This window comes from Paenibacillus sp. FSL L8-0435 (genome assembly GCF_037965655.1).
Lineage (GTDB): Bacteria > Bacillota > Bacilli > Paenibacillales > Paenibacillaceae > Paenibacillus.
Genome location: NZ_CP150185.1, coordinates 1,859,257 through 1,885,566 on the forward strand (window position 1 = coordinate 1,859,257; position 26,310 = coordinate 1,885,566).

At 45.9% G+C, this 26,310-nt stretch carries 20 protein-coding genes and 1 tRNA gene; 19 read left to right on the forward strand and 2 right to left on the reverse strand.

Going from position 1 to position 26,310, the window contains the following annotated elements; all coding sequences use genetic code 11:
- Positions 1 to 206 precede the first annotated feature (206 nt).
- From NST33_RS08575 to NST33_RS08590, 4 genes are all read left to right on the forward strand, one after another.
- Positions 207 to 1,745 (forward strand): ABC transporter ATP-binding protein, encoded by a 1,539-nt coding sequence (locus NST33_RS08575; protein WP_036610171.1) that lies wholly within the window; start codon positions 207 to 209, stop codon positions 1,743 to 1,745.
- The gene (locus NST33_RS08580; protein ID WP_036610168.1) at positions 1,738 to 2,817 is read left to right on the forward strand and encodes an ABC transporter permease; all 1,080 of its coding nucleotides are present in this window, start codon (positions 1,738 to 1,740) and stop codon (positions 2,815 to 2,817) included. The genes NST33_RS08575 and NST33_RS08580 overlap by 8 nt, the downstream gene beginning before the upstream one ends.
- Positions 2,818 to 3,780, forward strand: a complete 963-nt coding sequence (locus NST33_RS08585; protein ID WP_091014847.1) for an ABC transporter permease — start codon at positions 2,818 to 2,820, stop codon at positions 3,778 to 3,780.
- A gap of 215 nt (positions 3,781 to 3,995) precedes the next feature.
- A complete protein-coding gene (locus NST33_RS08590) occupies positions 3,996 to 4,385 on the forward strand; it encodes a hypothetical protein (protein WP_047842246.1) in 390 nt (129 codons plus the stop codon).
- 6 nt (positions 4,386 to 4,391) lie between these two features.
- On the opposite strand, the gene NST33_RS08595 is transcribed toward NST33_RS08590, so the two are convergent.
- Positions 4,392 to 4,838 (reverse strand): GNAT family N-acetyltransferase, encoded by a 447-nt coding sequence (locus tag NST33_RS08595; protein ID WP_091014845.1) that lies wholly within the window; start codon positions 4,836 to 4,838, stop codon positions 4,392 to 4,394.
- Positions 4,839 to 5,439: 601 nt separating this feature from the next.
- Between NST33_RS08595 and ilvB the strand changes: the two genes are divergently transcribed.
- The 4 genes from ilvB to NST33_RS08615 all read left to right on the forward strand — a co-directional run bounded on the left by ilvB (position 5,440) and on the right by NST33_RS08615 (position 10,605).
- Complete coding sequence (gene ilvB / locus NST33_RS08600) at positions 5,440 to 7,191, forward strand: biosynthetic-type acetolactate synthase large subunit (protein WP_036610160.1); 1,752 nt, start codon at positions 5,440 to 5,442, stop codon at positions 7,189 to 7,191.
- Positions 7,188 to 7,670 (forward strand): acetolactate synthase small subunit, encoded by a 483-nt coding sequence (gene ilvN / locus NST33_RS08605; RefSeq protein WP_024628317.1) that lies wholly within the window; start codon positions 7,188 to 7,190, stop codon positions 7,668 to 7,670. The genes ilvB and ilvN overlap by 4 nt, the downstream gene beginning before the upstream one ends.
- A 261-nt stretch (positions 7,671 to 7,931) precedes the next feature.
- Entirely contained in the window at positions 7,932 to 8,924 is a 993-nt protein-coding gene (gene ilvC / locus NST33_RS08610; RefSeq protein WP_036669754.1) for a ketol-acid reductoisomerase, read from the forward strand.
- Positions 8,925 to 9,063: 139 nt separating this feature from the next.
- Positions 9,064 to 10,605: a 2-isopropylmalate synthase gene (locus tag NST33_RS08615; RefSeq protein ID WP_076209215.1), complete on the forward strand. Its 1,542-nt coding sequence runs from the start codon at positions 9,064 to 9,066 to the stop codon at positions 10,603 to 10,605.
- Between the two features lie 260 nt (positions 10,606 to 10,865).
- Here the strand turns inward: NST33_RS08615 and NST33_RS08620 are convergent, their stop codons facing one another.
- Positions 10,866 to 11,846 carry an aldo/keto reductase gene (locus tag NST33_RS08620; protein ID WP_221822893.1) on the reverse strand — a complete coding sequence of 327 codons (981 nt, stop codon included), beginning with the start codon at positions 11,844 to 11,846 and terminating at the stop codon, positions 10,866 to 10,868.
- Positions 11,847 to 12,079: 233 nt separating this feature from the next.
- On the opposite strand from NST33_RS08620, the gene leuB reads away from it, so the two are divergent.
- From leuB to abc-f, 11 genes are all read left to right on the forward strand, one after another.
- A complete protein-coding gene (gene leuB, locus NST33_RS08625) occupies positions 12,080 to 13,165 on the forward strand; it encodes a 3-isopropylmalate dehydrogenase (RefSeq protein ID WP_036610148.1) in 1,086 nt (361 codons plus the stop codon).
- Positions 13,166 to 13,443: 278 nt separating this feature from the next.
- Entirely contained in the window at positions 13,444 to 13,983 is a 540-nt protein-coding gene (locus NST33_RS08630) for a peroxiredoxin (protein WP_036610146.1), read from the forward strand.
- A gap of 355 nt (positions 13,984 to 14,338) precedes the next feature.
- Positions 14,339 to 14,755, forward strand: a complete 417-nt coding sequence (locus NST33_RS08635) for a hypothetical protein (RefSeq protein WP_221822895.1) — start codon at positions 14,339 to 14,341, stop codon at positions 14,753 to 14,755.
- A gap of 448 nt (positions 14,756 to 15,203) precedes the next feature.
- Positions 15,204 to 16,310 carry a PAS domain-containing sensor histidine kinase gene (locus NST33_RS08640; RefSeq protein ID WP_221822901.1) on the forward strand — a complete coding sequence of 369 codons (1,107 nt, stop codon included), beginning with the start codon at positions 15,204 to 15,206 and terminating at the stop codon, positions 16,308 to 16,310.
- 121 nt (positions 16,311 to 16,431) lie between these two features.
- Positions 16,432 to 17,397, forward strand: a complete 966-nt coding sequence (locus NST33_RS08645) for a MoxR family ATPase (protein ID WP_017689647.1) — start codon at positions 16,432 to 16,434, stop codon at positions 17,395 to 17,397.
- 4 nt (positions 17,398 to 17,401) lie between these two features.
- Positions 17,402 to 18,517, forward strand: coding sequence for a DUF58 domain-containing protein (locus NST33_RS08650; protein ID WP_221822903.1), 1,116 nt, complete (start codon positions 17,402 to 17,404; stop codon positions 18,515 to 18,517).
- Positions 18,514 to 19,827, forward strand: coding sequence for a hypothetical protein (locus NST33_RS08655; RefSeq protein WP_221822905.1), 1,314 nt, complete (start codon positions 18,514 to 18,516; stop codon positions 19,825 to 19,827). Before NST33_RS08650 ends, NST33_RS08655 begins: the two co-directional genes overlap by 4 nt.
- 83 nt (positions 19,828 to 19,910) lie before the next feature.
- The gene (locus NST33_RS08660) at positions 19,911 to 20,867 is read left to right on the forward strand and encodes an aldolase catalytic domain-containing protein (protein WP_221822907.1); all 957 of its coding nucleotides are present in this window, start codon (positions 19,911 to 19,913) and stop codon (positions 20,865 to 20,867) included.
- A 287-nt stretch (positions 20,868 to 21,154) separates the two neighbouring features.
- Complete coding sequence (locus NST33_RS08665; protein WP_221822909.1) at positions 21,155 to 23,281, forward strand: EAL domain-containing protein; 2,127 nt, start codon at positions 21,155 to 21,157, stop codon at positions 23,279 to 23,281.
- Between the two features lie 160 nt (positions 23,282 to 23,441).
- Positions 23,442 to 23,512, forward strand: a tRNA-Gly gene (locus NST33_RS08670).
- Between the two features lie 534 nt (positions 23,513 to 24,046).
- Positions 24,047 to 25,939: an ABC-F type ribosomal protection protein gene (gene abc-f, locus NST33_RS08675; protein ID WP_221822917.1), complete on the forward strand. Its 1,893-nt coding sequence runs from the start codon at positions 24,047 to 24,049 to the stop codon at positions 25,937 to 25,939.
- Positions 25,940 to 26,310 lie beyond the last annotated feature (371 nt).

Sequence of the window (26,310 nt, forward strand, 5' to 3'; positions counted from 1 at the left end):
ACAATTGTACAAGGTCACTGTGCACCAACGCTCCGGTAGGAGCTTTTCTTAAGATAATGGAATTGATATGTTATTAATCAGCTGAACCATTCGATTATCGCAAGAAAAACTTCAGCTAAGCGCGGTCTGTCTTCTTTGAAAGTACGTCGATAGACGTTTTTTTTACGTTTGCGGAACCACACTATATCAGTTATAAGGGTGATTACATGGGTGCAGCAACCCCCGTCGTTGAGTTAAAACAAATTACGAAGCGTTTCCCAGGCATTGTTGCCAACGACGCCATCAGCCTTCAGCTTCGTAAAGGCGAGATCCATGCGCTACTGGGCGAAAACGGCGCTGGTAAGTCAACGTTGATGAATATTGTATTTGGTCTATATCAGCCAGATGAAGGTTCCATTGAAGTGAATGGCAAGCCTGTCATCATCGACAGCCCTAACCGAGCGATCGATCTTGGCATAGGCATGGTGCATCAGCACTTTAAACTTGTACAGCCGTTCACGGTAACAGAGAACATTATTTTGGGATCTGAACCAACGAAGGGTCTCAATATTAACTATAAAAAAGCAGCGGCTGAAGTTCAGCGTCTTTCCGAACAGTATGGACTTAAGGTGAATCCTCATGCCAAAATTCATGATATTTCTGTCGGAATGCAACAACGTGTAGAGATTGTTAAAACGTTGTATCGCGGTGCAGACATTCTGATTTTTGACGAGCCTACAGCCGTATTGACTCCTCAAGAGATCAAAGAACTGATGATCATCATGAAGAAGCTTGTAGCTGAAGGAAAGTCCATTATTTTGATCACGCACAAACTGAAAGAAATCATGGAAATCTCCGATACGGTAACGATTATCCGTCGGGGTAAAGTGATTGATTCGGTCAAAACTTCGGAAACGAATCCAAATGAACTGGCAGAGAAAATGGTGGGGCGGAATGTCACATTCAAAGTGGACAAAAAACCGGCTACACCTGGAGCCAATGTGCTCGAAGTCAGTAAATTAACGGCCAAGAATAAAGAAGGTATTTCGGTTCTGAACCAACTTAACCTGAACGTACGTGCAGGAGAGATTGTCGGAATCGCAGGCGTGGATGGCAACGGTCAAAGTGAGCTGATTGAAGCCCTTACCGGACTTCGTAAAGTAGAGAGCGGTTCGATTCTTTTGGAGGGCAAGGAGCTGTCCAATCATTCTCCACGCCATATCTCGGAGTCGGGTGTAGCCCACATTCCGGAAGATCGCCATAAACACGGACTTGTACTTGATTTTTCAGTGAGTGAAAATATCGTTCTGGAATCGTATTATAAAGCACCATATACCCGTAAAGGGTTCCTTAACTTTGATGCCATCAAACAGCAGGCAAAACGACTTGTTGAGGCATTTGACGTGCGTACACCAAGCATCGAGACCAAGGCTCGGTCCTTGTCCGGAGGAAACCAGCAAAAAGCCATTATCGCCCGTGAGGTTGATAAAAACCCTGAACTGCTTATCGCTGCGCAACCAACACGTGGTTTGGATGTAGGGGCTATTGAGTTCGTGCAAAAGCAACTGATTGCACAGCGCGATCAAGGGAAGGCTGTTCTGCTGATTTCATTTGAGCTTGATGAGATTATCAATGTATCTGACCGAATTGCTGTTATTTATGAAGGACAGATCGTTGGCGAGGTGCTGCCGGAAGAAACCAATGATAGGGAGCTCGGCTTGATGATGGCGGGCAGCACCCAAAAGAGAGGTACTGCGCATGAATAACGTATTGAAATGGTTTACCCGAGATTCATTTATTTTGCCTGTAGTAGCTATTATTATGGGTCTTATTCTCGGTGGAGTTGTCATGCTGATTGGTGGCTACAATCCAATTGAAGCCTATGGTGCATTGTTCACCAAGGTATTTGGCGACATGTACAACTTTGGTGAAGCAGTACGGGAAATGACACCACTAATTATGACTGGACTTGCATTTGCATTTGCATCACGTGCAGGGTTGTTTAACATCGGGGGAGAAGGTCAATTTCTCGTTGGTATGACCGCTGCAACATTTGTTGGTGTTAAATTTGCAGGTTTGCCGATCTACCTTCATGCGCCACTGGCTTTGATTGCCGGTGCATTGTTTGGTGGTCTGTGGGCCGCTATTGCTGGTTATTTAAAAGCGGCACGTGGGGTCAATGAAGTTATCAGTAGTATCATGTTGAACTGGATTGGTCTGTATCTGGCCAACCTTATCGTTCGCCAATTCTTGCTGTTGAAGGGCGAGAATCGTTCCGTGGATATCAGCGAATCGGCTTCGATTAGTTTGACATGGCTCTCTGAACTGATGGGCAATTCCCGTGTACACATGGGGACGTTGATTGCCCTTGTGATGGCTGTGCTCTTTTATATCTATATGTGGAAAACAAAACAAGGTTATGAAATCCGCGCGGTAGGTTACAACCCTAATGCGGCTGAATATGCAGGTATGCATGTTAACCGGAATATCGTAAAAGCGATGTTTATCAGTGGTATGCTTGCCGGTCTTGGTGGTGCATTCCAGGTTCTTGGTGTGTTCCAATACCAAACCGTAATGTCGGGTTCACCGGGAACAGGCTTTGACGGAATTGCGGTTGCCCTGATTGGTTTGAATCATCCGTTTGGGGTGTTATTGGGGGCAGTGTTGTTTGGTACCCTCACGTACGGATCTGCAGGTATGAGTTTTGCTGCGGATGTTCCGCCTGAGATTATTCGGATTGTGATCGGTTCGATTATCTTCTTCATTGCGGCACAAGGCATCGTGCGCTGGATACTCAAACCGTTCTATTCGAAGCGTAAGAAAGAGAAGGTGTTGTAGATGGACTTGTTGACAATTGGGCAAATTATCAATACGACGCTTGTCTTTGCTACGGCATTGATTTTTGCATCACTCGGCGGAATTTTTTCGGAAAAATCAGGTGTAACCAACCTTGGACTTGAAGGTTTTATGGTTTTTGGTGCTTTTGCAGCTGGAATCGGGGCACATTATGCTCAAGAAGCGGGCATGGGTGGAACGACATCGGCATGGATGGGGGTTTTGCTCGCGATTGTATTGGGCGTACTGGTATCGCTGATTCATGCCGTTGCGTCTATTACATTTAAGGCAGACCAGATTATCAGTGGTATCGTCATTAACTTTTTGGCAGCAGGAAGTACGTTGTACTTGGTTAAACTGTTGTTTGAAGGTTCTGGCGATTCACCGTTGGTTCAAGGCTTCAGCAAGTTTGATGTGCCATTGTTGAAAGACATTCCTTTGCTGGGAGAAGCCTTCTTCAAGAACGTATATCCAACGACATATCTGGCCATTCTATTCGTATTCCTGACGTATTACATCATGTTCAAAACACCATTTGGTCTGCGCCTTCGTTCTGTAGGTGAACATCCAAGTGCGGCGGATACGGTTGGTGTTAAAGTGCTTCGTTATCGCTATATTGGCGTTATGATCAGTGGTGCACTAGCCGCTATTGGTGGAGCTGCGATTACGTTGACGACTACGGGTACATTCTCACACAATACGGTTTCCGGCCAAGGTTATATTGCCATTGCAGCTATGATCTTTGGTAAGTGGAATCCGATTGGTGCCTTTGGTGCGGCTGTCTTCTTTGGATTCTCACAAGCGATACGAAACTATGTACAGTTGTTTGAATGGTCACAAAGTATTCCCCAGGAAATTATTTTCATGTTGCCTTACCTGCTTACCATCATCGTTCTCGTTGCAGCGGTTGGACGTTCTTCGGCTCCGTCTGCACTCGGTGAAGCGTATGACCCGGGTAAAAGGTAAACTTGCAATATGTCAATTTACTATCCAAAAGCTTGATAAAAGGGTCCGCCTTGTGCGGGCCTTTTTTTGTTTTCTTGATCGTTACCCAGCCACTTTTTCATGTTTACATTGGTTCTCGTGCAAGTACCCATATTTTCAGGTAGGGACAAAGAAACAGGCGAATTCAGTGATGGACGAATACACTGTTTTGAACGATCCGAGGAGGAGGGAAAAGTATGAAACAACAAGTTACGCGTGATGAAGCGATGAAATTAATAGGCAAAAATATTGTTGCAATCAAAAAAGACGGCACTCGGGTTACGGGAAAGCTGTTGAAAGTATCGGGCAACAAACTGGTGCTGAAGCGTCTGAATGGCAAAAAAGTACGTACAAAAGCGATACTGCCACTGGTATTGTTTGATCTGCTTGCTATTGCCACACTGCCTTATGCTTACGGAGGTGGTCCCGGCTTCGGTCCCGGATATGGACCTGGACCAAAACCAGGCCCTGGATATGGTCCAGGCTACGGACCGGGATATGGACCTGGAGGACCTGGTGGCGGATATGGACCTGGTCCTGGATTCGGCCCTTATGGTCCAGGTCCACGTCCACCAGGATTTTTCTAGGACATTCTATAATGTTTTTTCCAATTCGTAGCAGCGGCTTATCATGATATATCGAATCGCGCTGTATCCATTTTTTTGATAAAACTGAAGCCCTTTGGTATTGCCTTCATCTACCATAACTTTAGACCTTCGACAACCCCGGGATGCCGCAAAGCTTTCTGCTTTGAGCAACAAAGTTTGCCCATAACGTTTGCGTTGTTCTTTTGGACTAACGGCCATCATATCGACATAGAGCAATTCCCCATGCATGAGAAAATGGATGAATGCCACAGCAGCTTTGTCTGGCTCCGGCGAGACAACAAAGGTCATGCCCCTGTTCATTCGCAGGGGTATTTCTTTGCGGATTTTATTAATTTCCTTTTCGCTCATATGGGATAAAGGAACAAGTTGAGTGTCAATCAGCTTCATGATGGCGCCATCATCCAGCTTGGATGTGCGTTGCCGAATCACCATGCGGAGCCTCCTTTCAGGACCAGTCGTGCTGCTCGTATATCCTATGCCCGAAGCAAGATAAAAGGTGACTGAATGAAGCGCTGGGATTAGGGCAACCTTATAGGCTGAAGAGGGGGGAAGGAAGGTTCTCTGAATTTTTATGCAAAACAGGTATTGACTTATCGGTTGGAGGAATCATATAATGTTCCTAACATTTAACGAGAATATTTCATCGGCTATGAAGAGGACGAAGTTTTAAGGGCTCTTTTGCTCAGAGAGTGGCTGGAATTGCTGAAACCACCACCATTATCCCTTATATACGAGCTCACCTCGGAGCTGTTTTCCTGAAAAGCACTGGATGTCACTCCTTTCGCGTATTAGGGAAAATCGTATGTCTGCGTTACAGACAACAGGTATGGGAAACGACTATGTTCGTTTGAGCTATTCGTTTTGTTGTACCTGGTAAGGTCCGTTATTGCGAAATTTCGGACAAAGTTGGGTGGTACCACGGAAGCGATAACCTTTCGTCCCTCGCAAGCATGAACTTGTTTGCAGGGGATGGAAGGTTTTTTTTGTAACTTTAAATGTCAGAATGGTGTAAATTCCGAGAGGAGGATGACTAATGGGAGCTCAAATTCCAGAAGTACGATCGACAGATGAATTACGTGAAAAATGGATGAAGCCGGAGGTCATTAGCGGTTCCGAGATTCTGCTGAGAAGCTTGTTGCTTGAAGGTGTGGATTGCGTATTTGGTTACCCGGGTGGCGCAGTGTTGTACATTTACGATGCAATGTATGGTTTCGAGGATTTCAAACACGTCTTAACCCGTCACGAACAAGGTGCAATTCATGCAGCTGACGGATATGCACGTGCAAGCGGCAAAGTTGGTGTTTGTATCGCTACCTCCGGGCCGGGAGCAACCAATCTGGTTACTGGAATAGCCACGGCATATATGGATTCTGTGCCGCTGGTTGTCATTACGGGAAATGTTAATTCCAGCCTGATCGGCTCGGATGCTTTCCAGGAAGCGGATATTACCGGGATTACAATGCCGATCACCAAACACAGCTATCTGGTAAAAGATGTTAAGGATTTGTCGAGTATCATTCATGAGGCATTCCATATTGCCAACACCGGCCGTAAAGGTCCTGTACTGATCGACATTCCAAAAGATGTCTCAGCCAACAAAACCTTGTTTGAACCGAGTACTGAACCTGTTACATTAAGAGGGTACAATCCACGGACAGTACCAAACAAACTGCAGGTTGATCGTTTGGCTCAGGCCATTCAGGAAGCAGAACGTCCAATGATTCTGGCCGGTGGCGGTGTGGTATACTCGGGAGGACATGAAGAACTGTTCGAGTTTGTTGAGAAGACAGGCATTCCGATTACGACAACCCTTCTGGGGCTTGGAGCATTCCCAAGTGGGCATGAACTATGGACAGGGATGCCAGGAATGCACGGAACATACACATCCAACCTGGCCATCCAACAGTCGGATCTGCTGATTAATATCGGCGCACGATTCGATGATCGGGTAACAGGTAAGCTGGACGGATTCGCTCCACATGCCAAAATCGTCCATATCGATATTGATCCGGCTGAGATTGGTAAAAACATTGCAACCGATATTCCAATCGTTGGTGATGTGAAGACCGTACTTGAAATAGCCAACAAAGAAGTTGGACGTGCAGAGCGTGCAGATGCATGGAGAGACCAGATCAAACAGTGGAAACAAGAGAAGCCTTACAGCTATACGGATTCAGACGAAGTGCTGAAACCGCAGTGGGTTGTTGAAATGCTGAATGATACAACCAAAGGTGAAGCAATTGTAACTACGGATGTGGGACAACATCAGATGTGGGCAGCACAGTATTACAAGTTTAATCAACCACGTTCATGGGTAACTTCGGGTGGTCTCGGAACGATGGGCTTTGGATTCCCTTCTGCAATTGGTGCTCAGATGGCCAATCCGGACAGACTTGTTATCTCCATTAACGGTGACGGCGGAATGCAGATGTGTTCCCAAGAACTCGCAATCTGTGCCATTAACAATATACCGGTAAAAATTGTGATCATTAACAATCAGGTACTTGGAATGGTTCGCCAATGGCAGGAACTCATCTATGAGAACCGTTACAGCCACATTGATCTGGCAGGAAGCCCGGATTTTGTAAAACTGGCTGAAGCATATGGCGTGAAAGGATTGCGTGCAACGAATAAAGAAGAAGCAGCGCGTGCTTGGCAGGAAGCTTTGGATACACCAGGACCAGTCGTTGTAGAATTCGTAGTACGCAAGGATGAAAATGTGTATCCAATGGTTCCGCAGGGAGCAACAATTGATCAAATGCTGATGGGGGATGCTGACGAATGATTAGACATACGATTTCAATATTGGTAAACGATCAGCCAGGCGTCCTTCAGCGGGTATCAGGGTTGTTCGGTCGACGCGGATTTAACATTGAGAGTATTACAGTAGGTCAATCGGAAGAACCTGGACTCTCCCGGATGGTTATTGTTACCATTGGTGACGATAAAACACTAGAACAGATTGAGAAACAATTGTACAAAATCATCGATGTTATTAAAGTGGTTGATTTCAGCCTGAAACCGATGGTAGCCCGTGAACTCGCCCTGATCAAAGTGAAAGCAGAGCCTTCCGAGCGACCTGAAATTCTGGGTGTGGTAGAAACATTCCGCGCATCCGTTGTAGATGTGGGTCCAGGCAGCCTGATTGTGCAAGTAGTTGGAGATACGGACAAAATTGATGCTATGATTGAATTGCTCAAGCCATATGGCATTCGCGAATTGTCCCGTACAGGCATCACTGCATTGGTACGCGGCAACGTATAAAGCTATAATGAATGAAGAGGGACGACGGTTAGCTAACATATACAGTTGATCTTATGTGAGTGTCAGTCCCCTAACAGTTGTAATTTAACATTTTAGTGATGTAACGCTTGAAAATATAGCTACATTCCCGCATTAATGGGCGGGTGTCTGAACGGATCGGATCAGACCAGAGATGCTTTTGACACTCCAAGCGAGGCGGTCCCTTGAGACACCCGCTCATTAATGAAGGGTTCTTTACAATACAAAGGAGGACTTATAAACATGCCAGTAACTACTTATTATGAACAAGATGCAGAGCTTAACGTATTGAAAGGAAAAACGATCGCGGTAATCGGTTATGGTAGCCAGGGCCACGCCCAAGCTCAAAACCTTCGTGATAGTGGATTGAACGTAGTCATCGGACTTCGTGAAGGTAAATCCTTCGACACTGCAAAAAATGACGGATTTGAAGTTCTGTCCCCGGCTGAAGCAACAAGCCGCGCAGATGTAGTTCAAATCTTGCTGCCAGACGAAACTCAAGCTTCTGTATACAAAAACGAAATCGAACCAAACCTGAAAGAAGGCGCTGCATTGCTCTTCTCACACGGTTTCAACGTTCATTTCGGTCAAATCGTTGCTCCAAAAAACAGCGATGTATTGCTGGTAGCTCCTAAGTCCCCTGGTCACATGGTACGTCGTACTTATGTGGAAGGTTTTGGTGTACCAGGCCTGATCGCGATTGAGCAAGATGCAACGGGTAAAGCAAAAGAAATCGGTTTGGCTTATGCTAAAGGTATCGGTTGTACACGCGCAGGGGTTATCGAAACTTCCTTCCGTGAAGAAACAGAAACAGATCTGTTCGGTGAGCAAGCTGTTCTGTGTGGTGGCGTGAGTGCATTGGTAAAAGCTGGATTCGAAACATTGACAGAGGCGGGTTACGCTCCTGAAATGGCGTACTTCGAATGTCTGCACGAACTGAAGCTGATCGTTGACATGATGTATGAAGGTGGACTTTCAAGCATGCGTGATTCCATCAGTAATACAGCTGAGTACGGTGACTATGTAACTGGACCTCGCGTTGTAACTGAAGATACGAAGAAAGCAATGAAAGAAGTGCTGACGGATATCCAACAAGGTAAATTCGCACGTGACTTCATTCTGGAAAACCAATCCGGACGTGCATTCTTGACAGCAACTCGTCGCAACGAAGCTGAACACCCAATCGAAGTGGTTGGCGGACAATTGCGTGAGATGATGCACTGGATCAAGAAGTAAGCATTAACTTCTAGAGCATGCACTTTAAGGTAATCAAGTAAACTTAGAGCTTTAACTGGGAATAGCGGCCGTGCTTATGCGTGAGCCGCTATTGCTGGTTCAGAGAAACATATAATAACAAGTACAGGAGGTGCGAAGCGTGCGTAAAATCTATGTATTTGACACAACGCTGCGTGATGGAGAGCAATCCCCGGGAGTCAATCTGAACACTCGTGAAAAGGTGGAAATTGCCCATCAGCTCGAGCGGCTTGGCATTGACCGGATGGAAGCGGGTTTCCCGGCGGCATCTCCAGGTGATCTGGCAGCTGTCAATGCAGTAGCAAATGCAGTCAAAAATGTGACCGTAATTGGCTTGTCCCGTTCCAGAGAACAAGACATTGATGCGGTTAAGGAAGCACTTAAAGGTGCACAGGACCCATGCATTCACGTTTTCCTGGCAACTTCACCCATTCACCGCCAGCATAAATTGCGCATGGACAAAGCGCAGGTACTGGATACAGCTCGTTCCGCGATTCGTTATGCCAAGAAAACATTCTCGAAGATTGAATTCTCACTTGAGGATGCAGGTCGTACCGAGTATGATTTCCTCGTGGAAATGGTAAATATGGCTGTTGAAGAAGGTGCAGCCGTTGTGAATATTCCGGATACGGTTGGTTACCTGAGCCCATATGAATACGGCAACATTTTCAAACACCTTAAGGAGAATGTACACGGTATTGAAAAGGTACAGCTGAGTGCCCACTGTCATAATGATTTGGGTATGGCGACGGCGAATACACTTGCAGCCATTCTCAACGGAGCCGATCAAATCGAAGGGACGATCAATGGCATTGGTGAACGTGCCGGGAACACGGCGATCGAGGAAATTGCTATGGCACTGGAGACACGTCAGGAATTTTTCCAGGCGAAAACTTCGCTGCAGTTGTCTGAGATTGCACGGACCAGTCGTTTGGTTAGCCGTTTGACAGGTATGGTTGTACCTGGAAACAAAGCCATTGTTGGGGCAAATGCCTTCGCACATGAATCCGGCATTCACCAGGATGGCATGTTGAAGGAAAAAACAACGTATGAGATTATGACTCCAGAGTCCATCGGTCTGAAGGAAAGCAAACTTGTACTGGGTAAACATTCTGGCCGACATGCTTTCCGTGAACGGTTGATTGATCTGGGATATGAGCTGGAAGAAGAAGCATTGAATCGTGCTTTCGCCCAGTTCAAAGATCTGGCTGATAAGAAAAAAGAAGTGACTGACGAAGATCTGCTTGCCGTAATTGAAGAGAAATTGCAGGATGCACCTGAGGTGTATAAACTGGAATCCATCTTCGTAACGTACGGAGATGAATCGATACCAACAGCCAAAGTCCGCATTGCGACGCTTGACGGGGATACAATTGAGAAGCAAGCAGAGGGTAACGGATCGGTAGATGCAATCTACAATGCGATTGACCAAGTAAGCGGGGAAGACGTAACGCTGTCTGACTATTCCATCAAATCGGTAACACATGGTAAGGATGCATTGGGTGAAGTACATGTTGTGCTGACTCAGAATCAGGTTTCGGTACAAGGACGTGGCGTAAGCACAGATATATTGGGTGCAAGTGCACGTGCCTATGTAGACGGTCTGAATCAATTGATTGAGAAGCGCAAGACATATACGAACCGTGTGAACGTTAACCTGTAGGCTCCGATGCAAGAAGCACGCAGCCTTCATTGAACTGAACTATAAGTCGAGACACATGTATGCTGCTAGACTGATTAATCTTTAATTTAATTAAATTAGTAGATCGTTCGGCTTACTTTGTTACGTTCAGTGAGGTACGTAAAAAGTCTGACTCTCCTGTGGAGGGTCAGACTCTTTTGCTTGTATTTATATGATTATGGCAGTAAAACACAGAACCTTTTCAACGCTTACCTATTGCATTGGCTTACACTATTAAGCTATTACCACGCGTATGCATTAGGTGCATGTCCACCTGGACCCGGGAAAATCTCATCCAGACGTTTGAGCACAGCTTCATCCAAAGTCACGTCCAGACATTTGAGTGCGGTCTCAAACTGCTCCAGTGTACGCGGTCCGATAATCGGGGCGGTCACTGCCGGATTGGCTGCAACCCATGCCAAAGCCACTGTATCCTGTGGTTCACCGAGATCACGACAGAGTGCAGCAAAGTCTTCAAGCTGAGTTTGCTGCTGCTCGATCCGTCCAGCGATGCCCCCGCTGCGTGTTCCTTCCAGCTTCTGCAGAGCGTTACGTCCCAGTAATCCACCATCCAGTGGACTCCATGGAATGACGCCGAGGCCCAGCTCTTTGGCGGCGGGCAGTACTTCCAACTCAGGCAAACGACAGTTGAGACTATATTTATGTTGCTCGGAAACCAGGCCGAGGAAATGACGATTCTTGGCTTCGCTTTGAGCGATTGCAATCTGCCATGCAGCAAAGTTACTCGATCCTACATAACCGATCTTACCCTGATGAACGGCATTCTCAAATGCACCCCACAGTTCATTCCATGATACGGCTGGGTCTACATGATGCATCTGGTATAGCTCGATATGATCCGTCTGTAAACGGCGGAGGGAACCCTCCAGATGCCGTCTGATTTTGTAGGCGGAGAGGCCAGCTTCGTTGTTGGGGCCGTCTGTATCATCATGCATGGAGCCATAGACTTTGGTGGCCAGAACCACTTTCTCACGTCTGCCACCACCCTGGTTGAACCAGCGTCCGATAATTTCTTCGGTAAGACCGGAATTCTCACCCCAGCCGTAGATGTTAGCGGTATCAAAAAAGTTCACGCCTGCATCGAGTGCTGCGTCCATAATGCGGAAAGCTTCTTTTTCATCTGTAGCAGGCCCAAAATTCATGGTACCGAGACAGATTCGGCTGACCTTGAGGCCTGATTTACCCAAATACGAATATTGCATGTTGCTTATCCCTCCTGCGTACCTGATTTGAATTCAGCTATATTTTACCCCACCGGGAGGTCAGGAACAACTTGTGCAGGCTAATCTCTATTAGCTTATAGGTAAAATCTATTAAAGTCATAGATTGTATATCTTGGTCAAATGACCTTGGAATATGATACAAAAGAGAGAGTTAATATGAGACGTTACATTATGAATAAATAATGAATGAAATATAAGGAGTGGACAACCCAATGGCAGACGTAAAAAAAATTGCAGTTATTGCAGGTGACGGAATTGGCCCTGAAGTCGTAGCTGAGGCTGAGAAAGTTCTTAAACGTACGGAGGAAGTATTCGGTTATCGTTTTGAGACAGAACATGCGCTGTTTGGCGGAATCGCGATTGATGAGAAGGGTACACCTCTTCCTGAAGAAACACTGAGCGTATGTAAAAGTGCAGATGCAGTCCTGCTTGGAGCGGTTGGTGGCCCAAAATGGGATAACAACAGCAAAGAGCTTCGCCCGGAAACAGGCCTGCTGGGTATTCGCAAAGCACTTGGATTGTTCTCCAACCTGCGTCCGGCTGTCGTATTTGATTGTTTGAAGGATGCTTCAACGCTGAAGCCTGAAGTACTGGAAGGTACAGATCTGATGGTGGTACGTGAGTTGACAGGTGGGATCTACTTCGGAGAGAAGTTCAGACGTGAAAGTGCACAGGGCGAAGAGGCTGTGGATACATGTGCATATAATGTAACAGAAGTGGAGCGGATCGTTCGTCAGGCGTTCGAAATTGCGCAAGGACGTCGCAAAAAGCTGGCTTCTGTAGACAAAGCCAACGTATTGGAAACTTCCCGTCTCTGGCGTGAAGTCGTGAACCGGGTAGCACCGGATTATCCGGATGTTGAACTGGAGCATGTGCTGGTAGACAACTGCGCGATGCAATTGTTGCGTCGTCCGTCCAGCTTCGATGTCATCGTAACGGAAAACATGTTCGGAGATATTTTGAGTGATGAAGCAGCGATGTTGACGGGTTCCATCGGTATGCTCGCATCTGCATCACTGGGAGAGGGTAGCTTCGGACTCTATGAGCCGGTACACGGTTCCGCACCGGATATCGCAGGTCAAGGCCTCGCTAATCCGATTGCAACCATTCTCTCTTTGGCATTGATGTTCCGTACAACCTTTGGTTATACCGAAGGTGCAGATGCCATTGAAGCAGCTGTGTCGGATGTATTGAATGCAGGACACCGCACGAGTGATATTGCTGTAGACAAGAGCACAGCGATCAGCACGACCGAAATGGGCGATTTGATCGTGGCGGCTATTCAGAAACAAGCGTAATTATAGGACCAAAAACATGGCAGCCCTTTGTTTCCAGTTATGGAATGTACAGAGGGCTGTTCCTTTATCATTTTTGCCACGAAAAATCCTTATTTATAATGATTATAAAAAAATAATGTTTATAATCTTGACTTTGGGAAGTCCGGATGATAACATTTTACTTGTACTTGTTATCAAGTATCAAATCATTTTAATTACAGGAAAAGCGTACGCGTTTTTCTTGATGATGAGCAATCCGCAAGGATGCTTACATAATCCCAAAGGAGGAATTTTTAGTTATGGCAGAACGTTTGGTAGGTAGACCAGCACCGGATTTCGCAATGGAAACAGTATCGGGAGACGGACAAGACTTTGGTTCCGTTAAACTGTCCGATTATCGTGGCAAATGGCTTGTATTCTTCTTTTATCCTTTGGACTTCACATTTGTGTGCCCAACTGAAATTACAGCTTTGAGCGTTGCTTCCGAGCAATTCAAAGCTTTGGATACAGAAATCCTTGGCGTGAGCGTAGACTCCGTACACAGCCACAAAGCATGGATCAACACACCTGTAGACAGCAATGGTCTGGGTCAATTGAACTTCCCGCTGGCTTCTGACATCACGAAGCAAGTGGCTAAAGATTACGGCGTTCTGATCGAAGAAGAAGGCGTAGCATTGCGCGGTCTGTTCATCATCGATCCAGAAGGCGAATTGAAATATCAAGTGGTTAACCACAATGATGTAGGCCGTAGTGTTGAAGAAACACTTCGCGTACTGCAAGCACTGCAATCCGGCGGATTGTGTGCAATGAACTGGAAACCAGGCGACACTAACCTGTAAGCCAGATTAACTTGAACGGTTTTTGTTCAAGCCCTCATCCCGTTAGGGATTGAGGGCTTTTTGCACCCTTTTGACGGAAGTTATCACGAAGTTAATCAAAAGTGTTTGAACAAGCAGCTAAGCGTGTTAATAATATATTAGAAGAAAGTCTTCTTTTTATCTGTTGAAAGAGGAATTGATGGCCTTTAAGGCGAATAGGGTATGGAAACCCGGTAAATATTCCGGTGCTCTGCATTTATAATCTGTACATGAATGTGATACACTGATGGAACTATTCCTTTTCGGAAGTGCTGGAAGTGTACGGGATGGCATTTTAACAAAAAAGTCCCGGCACGAATAAGGAGGGTGAACAAAAATGAGTTACTGTTGTGGGGCAAGTATGGTTGGAACGAAGGGCACGCTGAAGCATTACCGCACCCAGGTTCATAATGTTCCCCTGCTGTTTTGCCCGGTGTGTCACCGGGTTGAGGTGCATTATAAAGTGGAAAATGAATATGAGATTCTCGCTGAATATGCGCATGGAGACGGTGCATCCGAGATCGATTTTCAGGATTATGTAACAGAAGACGAGGATGCTATCTTCGAAAACTGTGTAAACCGTGAGAGTGAGGATGCCATGGTCATTGTGCAGCGCCAGATTGATATGGCTCTGGATTTGCTCAGGCTCGCGAAGGAAACCCAAGACGAGAAGTGGGAAAGCGAACTTAAACGTCGATTAGCTGTGATGAGTCAGCGCAGACTGAAAATTCAGCATAATAAGACCGGACTATAGATGATCTCGGATATATCACAAATTAAAGATATTAAAAACGAAGCTGATTTGCCTATTGGGGTGAAACGGCTTCGTTTTTGTGCTGTATTCTGGAACTAATTCGAGGTTTTTTTTAAAATAATTTCCATTCGACACTTTCTCCGATTGACTCTCTTCTATAAACTTGTCTATGATAAAAACAGACTTGCAAAAGAGGCGGAGCAAAAAATGTTCGTGTTTGGGAATAGGAGAAGGTCAGAATGGGACAAACGTATATGATTTTCCGGATCAACTGTTGGTTACCGGGAATAGACCAGCATGAGTTCCGGCCATGCCATCCATATTTTCGGCTCAGCCCCCCAACGAAAGGGCACCGGTAATGAAAAATAAAATCGGCCCTTCCTGTTTCTGTGATGATATGATGTCCGAATGGCAAGTTTATCATTTACGTGAAAAGGAGGAACCTGACATGATTAGTGAATTTCAGGATACAGTGCCTCAACCAACGGATGGATTCCCGCCTGTGCATCTGGATAACAACAAGTATGAGAATGTACTGGAACATCTGGATAGCGGTATTATGTTGTTTGACAGTCACGGTGTATTGACGTTTATTAACGTTCAGATGGCAAAGTTGTTGGAACTTCCAAGAAGTCTGTTGAGCGGCTGCACCCTGATGCAAATGCTGCATCATCCACAGATGAGCCGATTCAAGAAAAAGAAAATTTTACGTATCTATCGGGAAACTATTTTTCACCGTAAGCGCTATCATGAGTTGATTGATGAGTACGGAAGGCATTGGCTGGTTACTGTGACGTACGGGGATCAGATGGACGGAGACTTCTTGTTCAGTGTCAAGGATGTATCTGATTATAAACAGATTGAACAGACCGCTTATCAAAATGACAAACTTGCGATGCTGGGGCGCATTTCGGCTTCTATTGCTCATGAAATTCGTAATCCGTTAACCGCAATCCGTGGGTTTATCCAGTTGCTTCGGCCCCATCTGCTGCAGCTTGGCAAAGACGAGTACGCTCGCATCATACTTACAGAGATTGATCGGGCGAACGACATCATCTACGAATTCTTGAATTCTTCCAAACCGTCAGCGCCACAGAAGACTGTGATGTCTGTCGACTCTTTGCTTAAAGAGGTGGTCTTGCTGACAGAGAGCGAAGGATTGATGAAGGGATGCGAGATCACGTTGGATGAAGGGGATGCCCCGCTGAATGTGTCCATTGATGTCAAACAGATTAAGCAGGTTATTTTGAATATGGTGAAAAACGCAATGGATGCCATTGAGGAAGTCGGCGAAGAACACACGGGTCTAATTCGAATATCTACCGCCACGGAAAACAAGTTCGTGCAGATCTCCATCGCCGATAACGGTCAGGGGATGGACCATAACACACTTGTGCGTCTGTTTGATCCATTCTTCACGACCAAGGAAAGTGGAACGGGGCTGGGACTCTCGGTGAGTTACCGGATCATCAAGAACCACGGAGGTACCATCTCTGTGGATAGCAAAAAAGGCGAAGGTACGCGCTTTATCATTATGTTACCTTTGGTATATTGAGAAGAGCGGGACGTAGAGGAGTCGGCAATTAGCCGACTCCTTTGTTTTTTGTTGCCAAAAAGGGTTATAGTTAGTAATGAATGCGAATACATAAGCTCCATAACGGAAGGATGAGATGCAGATGGAAATCCAAGGAATGGAACGAATGAATCAACAACTGATGGATCATGTGGGAAAAGTGATTGTGGGAAAAGAGCATACCATAGAGCTGGTGATGACAGCCATCATAGCGTCAGGACATGTGCTGCTGGAGGATGTACCGGGTACTGGGAAAACGATGCTTGCCAAATCGGTAGCCTCTTCATTGGACTGCACATTCCAACGGATACAGTTTACACCGGACTTGCTACCCTCTGACTTAACAGGGATTCATTTTTTTAATCAAAAAGAAGGGGATTTTGAATTCCGACCCGGCCCCTTGTTTGCCAATCTTGTACTAGCCGATGAGATTAACCGTGCTACACCGCGTACACAATCAAGCTTGTTGGAGTGTATGGAAGAGCGCCAGATCAGTATTGATGGTTCAACGAGACAGCTGGAACGGCCATTCATCGTTATCGCCACCCAGAATCCTGTAGATAACCAGGGAACTTTTCCGCTACCTGAAGCGCAGATGGATCGTTTTATGATGAAAATTCGTATGGGTTATCCAAGCAGTGAAGAGAGTGTAGAAATTTTGAGACGTACGGTAGCCAGTCGTTCTGTTGATGATCTCTCGGCAGTGATCAGTCGTGAAGAACTTTTGAAGGCGCAGGATACGTATAAAACAGTGCAAATTAACGAAGATTTGCTACGATATATCATTCAGTTAACCGAAGCGACAAGGCAACATCCCGAGCTCTCGCTTGGCGTAAGTCCACGAGGGGCTCAGGCATTACTCAAGGCAAGTCAGGCATGGGCTGCACTGCATGGCAGGGATTTTGTTTTGCCTGATGATATTAAAGTACTGGCGGAACCTGTGCTGGCCCACCGACTGGTATTCCGTAACCGCATCAGACAACAAGAGGGCTTGGCTGAGCGTATCATCCAGGAACTTCTGAATCAGACAGAAGTTCCTACGGAGAATCTCGCTACAAGCGGGCGTTAATCTTATGGCATTATTATGGCTTGTCCTTGTTGGAGGCATTGTCGTTGTTATACATGGTGTGTGGTTTGGACGACCTGCACTGCGAAAACTCAGGTACAGCAGACAATTCAGCAAGCTGCGTTGTTACGCTGGAGATGAACTTGAGATGGTGGAGACGATATCAAATGAGAAACGAGTCTCCGTACCGTGGCTCAGACTTGAATCGATGATGCCAGTGTCGTTTGTATTTCGTTCCGGCTCAGGTATGGATATTAGTCAAGGCGAGATCTATCAGAACCATAAGAGTATTTTTACGTTAAAACCGTTTACTCGTATTACGCGCAAGCATCCTTTTACATGTACTCAGCGTGGGATTTATCCATTAAATACAGCAACGATGACAGGTGGGGATCTCTTTGGCGTGTGGCGTTCCACCAAACCGATTCCTCTGCAAATGTCAATGATCGTGTATCCTTCATTAATGAATGCAGAGGATCTTCCTGCAATTTATCAGGTATGGCAGGGAGAAGTGGAAGTATCACGATGGATCGTTGAAGATCCTTTCTTGATCCTGGGTGTTCGGCCTTATGGTGCAGGCGACCCCATGAATCGTATTCACTGGAAAGCAAGTGCACGTACAGGTGAATTACAAGTCTACAAGCAGGGATGGACGGCTGATCCGCAATCCTGGATTGTAGTCAACATTCAGGAATCTGCAGATATGTGGAGTGTTGTCACTCGACCGGAAAAGATTGAACGGGCACTCCGTTACGCTGCCACGGCTGCAGTGGATGCCATCGGTAGAGGACTACCGGCAGGGTTCGCTCATAATGGTTATCATGTGGGTGGAGGGCGCGATACACTTCGGATTGAGCCAGATTATGGCACGCCTCATCTGGAACGGTTACTGGAAGCTATGGCTGAGACAGAGTTGAAATGTATGGTGCCCATGGAGCAATTCCTTAATGATGAAGTACGTCTGAATGAAGAAGCACAGCAAATCCGCAGCTATCTGCTGATTACATCCTATGTATCTGCCGCTATGGAGTACGAGATTGCACGTCTGCACGAACAAGGACATCGTGTGACGATTCTCCCGGTGGAGGACATGAAGGGTAATACGAAGGTGGTGAGTGCATGAGGAACAGACCGGTAGCGACGACCAAAGGACTCATAGCGATGCTTGCCGTCTTGATGGCGGGCATATACCTTTTTCCGATATTTACGCTTGCTTCATTCTACGCAATGGAACATTTGCCGTTCACATTATTCATCATGGTTGTTCTTGTAGGTTGGTTGGGACAGTTCATTCAGCATAAAATTCCAGGTTTTAGCGAGAAGAATACATTCATTCGTGGAGTAACGGCACTGGTCATAGGATTTCTCTTCGCACTCGTTGTTGGGATGAGCCTCATTCTCCCGTTGCCGGATATCATCACATTGGTACTGTGTGGAGTCATCTCGGCTTATGCAGGGCTGACCTTCCAGCCAGTCTTTCATTCTGTGTTGTTATGGCGCTTGCAGATTATGGGTGTAATCAGTGCGATCGTGCTTATGATTGCTTCGAACTCGTTGGAATTCATGCAGCCGATACGAACCTATACCCTATGGATCTATATTGCAGGAGTGATCAGTTTTGCCTTTTGGCTGGTTGGACGATATATGCTGCAACTGGATCAGGCAATACTCAATGATGGCAAGAGAAGATTGGTATTAAGAGATTTTGCACGTGCGAATCATCAGCGGTTCATGTGGATGTTTATTGTTATCGTCGCGATTGGTGCTTTCCCAAGTCTGGCTGCCTGGCTGGGACCACTACGTGATCGCTTGCTCGCATGGATCAGGGGATGGTTTGGTCCGATTTCCGGCGAGGAGCCACGATTACCAATGGACAACCCCAATCAGCCGCTAAATATACCGAATGACTGGAGAGAGCCGCCATCCGAGCCCTCAGTCTTCTGGAACATCCTCGGATGGGTAGTGATGTGTGCTGTAGCAGGAGCAATTCTGTGGCTGCTTCTGAGGTTGGGACAAAAAACGATAAACAGACTTATGGATCGATTCAAGGGGATGTTACAACCAGGTGAAAAGAAGGCAGAACCACGGACGGAGTATATCGATGTCAGTGAGACGCTTGATGCGCCAGCAAAAGTCCGAAAGAATTGGTTTCGTAAGAAAGAGGCGCCCCCTGCACAGGATGCTGAACGTGTTCGGTATTACTATCGGACTTGGATTGAAAGAGCTGCTCATCGAGGCGTGGTAATACAAGGGACGCACACTCCGCTGGAGGCTGCACAGACCATTATTCAGAATGGTGTGAAGGTAGAAGAAGATGAGCTGTCTTCGAGACTGCCAGATACGTATAATGCCGTCCGTTATGGAGAGAAAGCTCCCGATCGTTCCGATATGGTTGAGATTGACCGAATCTGGAGATCTTATCGAAGTAAATAAGTCCGGAATCCCTTTACTTTTCTTGTCACGTTCAAGTATCATGAGAGGAATACACAAGTTGGTCAGAAAAGGAGCAGACATTAATGAAGACAAATCATTGCAAAATTGTAGATTGTACGATTCGTGATGGCGGATTGGTGAATAATTGGGACTTTAGCGTGGACTTTGTTCAACAGCTATATACTGGATTGAATGAAGCTGGCGTTGATTATATGGAAATTGGATATAAGAACTCTCCGAAGTTGCTTAAAGGCGCCGAGGAAGCAGGACCATGGCGTTTCCTGAACGATGATTTCCTGCGTAAAGTTATTCCTCAAAAAGGCAATACCAAACTGTCTGCACTGGTTGACGTAGGTCGTGTGGACGAAAATGATATCTTGCCTCGCAGTGAGAGCATGCTGGATCTGATCCGGGTTGCCTGCTACAGCAAAGATGTAGATAAGGCACTTGCACTGGTTCAAACATTCCATGATCGTGGATATGAAACTACACTGAATATTATGGCACTCTCCAATGTTATGGAGAATGAATTGCTGGAAGCATTTGAATTGATCAAAGAAAGCGCTGTGGATGTTGTTTACATTGTAGACTCCTACGGTAGCTTGGACCATAATGATGTAAAATATCTGGTAGAGAAGTTCAAGACTCACTTGCCTAACAAGCGTCTTGGTGTTCACACACATAATAATATGCAACTTGCGTTTTCTAACACATTGGTTGCGGCAGAACTTGGCGTTGAACTGCTTGATGCTTCTGTGTATGGTATGGGACGTGCGGCAGGAAACTGTCCAACCGAATTGCTTGTAGCTCATCTGAAAGGAACAAAATACAACTTGCGTCCAGTACTTGGTGTATTGGAACAGTTGATGGTTCCACTGAGAGAAAAAGAAGAATGGGGTTACATTCTGCCTTACATGATTACAGGTGCGTTGGACGAGCATCCACGTTCAGCGATGGCGATTCGTTCATCGGAAGACAAGGATAAGGTTGTAGATTTCTATGATAAATTAACAACACCAGAAGTGAATTTTGATAAGTAATATAGTCTGAAATACAGTTGCAAAATAGGAAAACATGGACTCTAACTGGAGATCCATGTTTTTTTAGTTCTTAATGCCTTGTTTTTCTCTATATTTATGAATAAATATTCCTAGGAGTAACTATTTTTTAGTTCACGTATACAAAATTAAATGTTATTATGTACCAGATAGCATGTGTATGCATGTGAATTGAACGTTGGTTAATATGATTTTGTCGAATCGTGTAGTAAGTTTTAAGTTTGGTTAATGTAATTCAGGATAGGTGATCCCGGGAAGGAAAACACGGCATGAAGGTTAATCTGCAAGATCAGAGAAACATAAGTTGGGTCGCTGTGTGCGGCTTATTGTGTTTCCTCGCAAGTCAATGGTTTCGTTCTTCTTCAAGCTCTGATCTGATCATATCGGGTTACCCGGTTTTGACACTCTTGGGTGGATTTGCTGCGGTAGCGGCTTGTATCGGTATTTACAATCAAAGCTGGTTGTTTCGGACACAGAAGCTAACTCTTCGGAGGGCATTATTGACAACACTCTTTTTATTGATTGGTCTGTTTGAACTGGTTCATATTGTTTCATTTGCAGAAGAGATCCCAAATGGAGCCATGATGGAATCGGAGTTCTCCTTAATGATGTCAACCATGGGATCTTTGGTATGTTCAGTAGGTTTACTGCTCGTGTATACCATAAATGAGAAAGAAATTGCATTACCACGCAAATTCTTACTGTTCAGTGGGACATTGGGTACCTTTGTTATTTTGTACATAATGGCTATTCAGGAATGGAGCATGTTGCCGAGTATGCTTGACGGGGAAGTGCTGGGTGGTATCTTCACCCGAGTTCATCTTATGGTCGGATTGCTCTATGGCATTATTGCGGTTCTTATGTTTGTGCAATGGAAAAAAACCAAAGATGCTGATCTACCAACCATTCTATGTGGCATTCTGTGTTTCTTTTTTGGTGAATGTTATTTTGTTTCAGCAACTGGGGTGAACGATCTCAATCTGTTATTAGGATTGCTGAGTAATTGTATGGCATATTTTTTCATTCAAAAAGGACTGTATACGTCCGTAGTGGACACGCCTTTCCTGCAACAGCAGGTGGCGGAAGCCAAGATGAACTATATTGCTCATCATGATGATGTAACGGGACTTCCAAACCGTCGTCGCCTTTCACAGCGGTTGAAAAAAATGATGGATGATGCCGTGGTGCAGGAACAGCTTGTTGGTGTACTGGTCCTGAATATTAATCGGTTCAAAACCATTAATGATTCGCTCGGACAGCAAGCAGCTAACCGGGTTTTGCGTCAGGTAGGTCAACGACTGAAACATTCGTCACTTCCAGGAGAAGAAGTCTTTGGATTGGGAAGAGATGAGTTTGCATTAACGATGACAGATTTTAGTTCAACCGATACAGCGTTGCGTCGGACAAGATCCATTTTGCAGCTTTTTGAGAAGCCCGTCTTGGTTGATGGCAATGAGTATCATCTTACACTTGGAATCGGGATGGCCATTTTCCCACACGATGGGGAGTCACCACTGGAGATTATTCAGAATGCAGATACGGCTTTGCACAGTGCAAAGGAACAAGGAATGGAACTGAATCGTTTTGCCCATGCGATGCAGATGAAGGCACAGGAGCGTTTGCAGCTTGAGAATGATCTGCGCAAAGCGTTGGATCGGGGTCAGTTCTACCTGGTCTACCAGCCGCAGGTTAATCTGCAAAGTGGACTAATCGTTGGCATGGAAGCCCTGGTGCGTTGGCAGCATCCGCAGCGAGGCTCGGTATCTCCGGCGGAATTTATTCCTCTGGCAGAAGAGAGTGGGCTCATTGTGCCACTTGGCGAATGGGTGCTTCGTGAGGCGTGTGCACAAAACAAACAGTGGCAGGAAGCCGGTTATCGTAAACTGTGTGTTTCGGTGAATCTGTCGATGAGACAATTCAGGCACTCCCATTTGTTGGACAATATCAATGGCATTCTCAAAGAGACGGGACTAGAGCCTGTGTGGCTTGAACTGGAGATTACAGAGAGCATGACATTTGATAAAGACCGGTCATTCGAACAGTTGCGCAAAATCAAAGAAATTGGTGTGCATATCAGTATTGATGATTTTGGAACGGGATACAGCTCGTTGCACTATCTGAAGGATCTGCCGATTGATCGGCTCAAGATTGACCGTTCATTCGTCAATGAAGTCATGGAGGACAGCAATAACGCCGCGATCGTATCCACCATCACTTCAATGGCGCATCATTTACAACTGAAAGTCACAGCTGAGGGCGTGGAGAACGAAGATCAGATGGTCTTTCTTCGCAATCAACACTGTCACGAGGCTCAGGGTTATTTCTTCAGCAAACCGATTAAAGCCGCTGAATTTGAAAAGCAGTTTTTGAGAGATGTGGATAAGCCTACAGGATAGGAAACAGCGGGGGCGCGAGGGTGCTCCTGCTTTTTTTGATGGATGTGTAATGAAAAAAATGGGAAATGTGACTTGCATGCTATAGAGGATCATGGTATATTATTATTTGTAAAAACACTGTTAAATTCCTAAGGAACTTAACAATTAAATCTTCAATCATGCGGGTGTAGTTCAATGGTAGAACTTTAGCCTTCCAAGCTAATAGCGTGGGTTCGATTCCCATCACCCGCTTAACGAAGTAGTACCGGAGCCCTTGCGATGCAGGGGCTTTTTCTATTGCCCTAAAGGAAATCCGGTGGCAACAGAGATCAGAAGATTGTTCTGTCTTCGGAGTAGCGAGTAAGTAAGTAAGTAAGTAAGTAAGTATGCTTTAGTTTAATTTATATACCCTTTGCTTTTTTACAATGATCTGGTACAATAACGGAGAAATTGATACTACACATGAATGAGAGGTAACCATACGTCCCATGAAGTAAAACACATGAATTGAACCCCAGTTAACTGCAGACGGTTTTATGACGCAGTCAGCCAGAGCGGCTGAGCAATGAGGGGATTCGTGTGTCCAAATTCAGCTATGGGAAAAGGTATGGAGCAAGTAAGCCATTGAGGTTTACGTGTACCCTGTATTTTGGGTTTCTTTGTTCATGCCGTAGCTTACCTTAGATCTGTCTTTGAATGCTTGATCCAACCCTGAATTGCCAAACCGCCGGCTGATGCCAGCGGTTTTTTTGTTCAGCAAAAAGGATGCAGGAAGGATGAGGTCTCATGATGACATTGGTACGCTTACATGAAGTATCAAAAGAGTGGAACGGTATTGAATTGTTTACAGGATTGAATTTGGAGATTAATGAGGGCGAACGACTCGCCATTTTGGGTCGCAACGGATGCGGCAAGACAACATTGTTACGCATCATTTTGGGTGAGGAGCATGGTGGGGGACGGATTGAACGTCATATTCCTCAGCAGGAATGGGGGTTCATGCGCCAGCGCTCGGAGATTGAGACCGGGATGAATGTACTGGATGCGGTCCGGCGTGAGAGCGGTCAGATCTATGAAGTGAAACGGAACTTGGAAGAACTGGAACAACGGTTGAGCATGAGCACTGAAGCGGATGAAGAGCTGCTTGCAGCTTATACACAAGTGATGGAGCAATACGAACAGTTGAACGGTTATATGTGGGAGACTGAGGTAGAGAAAGTACTGACCCGCCTTGGATTATCCGCAGAGCATTGGAATAGACCCTATCATTCCTTGAGTGGTGGACAAAAAACAAAGGCTCGTTTGGCGGGGCTGCTTGTCAGCAAACCCAAGTTCCTGATTCTGGATGAACCGACGAATCATCTGGATGAGGGAAGCATGCGTTGGCTGGAAGAGTGGTTATCCTCATATGAAGGTACGCTGTTATTTGTATCACATGATCGTACATTTATTGATCAGGTAGCAACAGGAGTCATTGAGTTCAGTCCAGATACCCTGACCAAATACAAGGGCGGATACTCCGACTACAAGATCCACAAAGAGCGTGAATTACGTGAACAGGAAACGATCTACCGCAGGCAGGAATTGGAGCGTAAGGCGCTGGAAGAAACGATTCGAAATTATCAGGAGTGGTTCCATAAAGCGCATAATTCAGCGACTGATGTGGAGGTGAAGATCACCCAGAGCTTTTACAAAGCCAAAGCTAACAAAAATATTTCACGTTACCATGCGAAACAAAAACAGCTGGAGCGTTTGGAGCGGGAACGGGTGGATAAACCTCGTGAAGCCGCCAAGTTGAACATGGAATTACAGATGAATCCACTGGCTGCACGCCAGCTGCTTGCGCTGGAAGAGGTGAGTTTTTCATATACGGGAGACAAACCATTGCTGCGCGATCTTCGGATTGCTGTGGAACGCGGCGATCGGCTTGCTGTACGAGGTCCTAATGGAACGGGCAAGACAACACTGCTGAAGTTGATGATTGGTGAACTGGAACCTTCCCAAGGCAAGGTCACACGGCATCCACAGCTGAAAATCGGTTACTTTTCACAGGAGCTGGAAGGGCTTCCCGAAAATCTGACGCTGCTGGACAGCTTGCTTACCCTTCCATCCATGACACAAAGTGCGGCACGTACCATTCTGGGATGTTTCCTATTTTCCAGAGATGATGTGTTCAAGCACATTGGGGATTTGAGCATGGGGGAAAAGTGCAGAGTGGCATTTCTGAGACTGTACTTTGGCGGAGCAAATCTGCTGGTGCTGGACGAACCGACGAACTATCTGGACATCGATACCCAGGAAGTCATGGAAAATGTATTAAAGCAGGCTTCAGGTGCTTTGGTACTTGTATCCCATGACCGGATGCTGACGAAGTCACTTGCGAATCGATTATGCGATCTGGAGGCTGGTGGCACAGCAACTCTGTTTGAAGGAGGTGTGTCGGATTGGGAGCAGTCCACCAAACTTCGGGAGGTGGCGCTGGAGACCCGGGAATCCGATGACGAGCGGTTACGATTGGAGATGCGACTATCGGAGTTGCTGTCTCCTGTGAGCACTGCTGGAAAAGACAGTCTGACACAGCCCGAGCATTCGAATGAGCGAGCAGTCGAGGCAGTTGAGATTCGTGAAATCCAGCAGCGCCTGAAACAATTGAAAGATAAGGGTGCAAGCATTAATTAGAACATGGACGGCTTGCTATTTCGATCTATTTTGCATATAATTATGAACGATCATCGATGATTACATCGATATAGGTAAGTGTTCAAAAAGATCGGTTTTCAGTACCAAGAAGATGGGATGAAGATAGAAATGGAGTAGCGGAGCGTAGGAAAACTACGTGAGCAACTACAATGTTTCCGAAGGAAACATACTTCGTAAGCATCTGCTTATTCGGCTGAATTCCATATTCGACACTGATCATGCCGCTAGGCATCATTCGTAATCAAAAGCGGACTTTTTGACAACCTCTAGAGGTTTAACTTAAAAGCAAACGTGATGATGGAGATAAGTAAGCAGTGCCTCTGGACAGGGAGGAAGCGCCGTAGATTGAG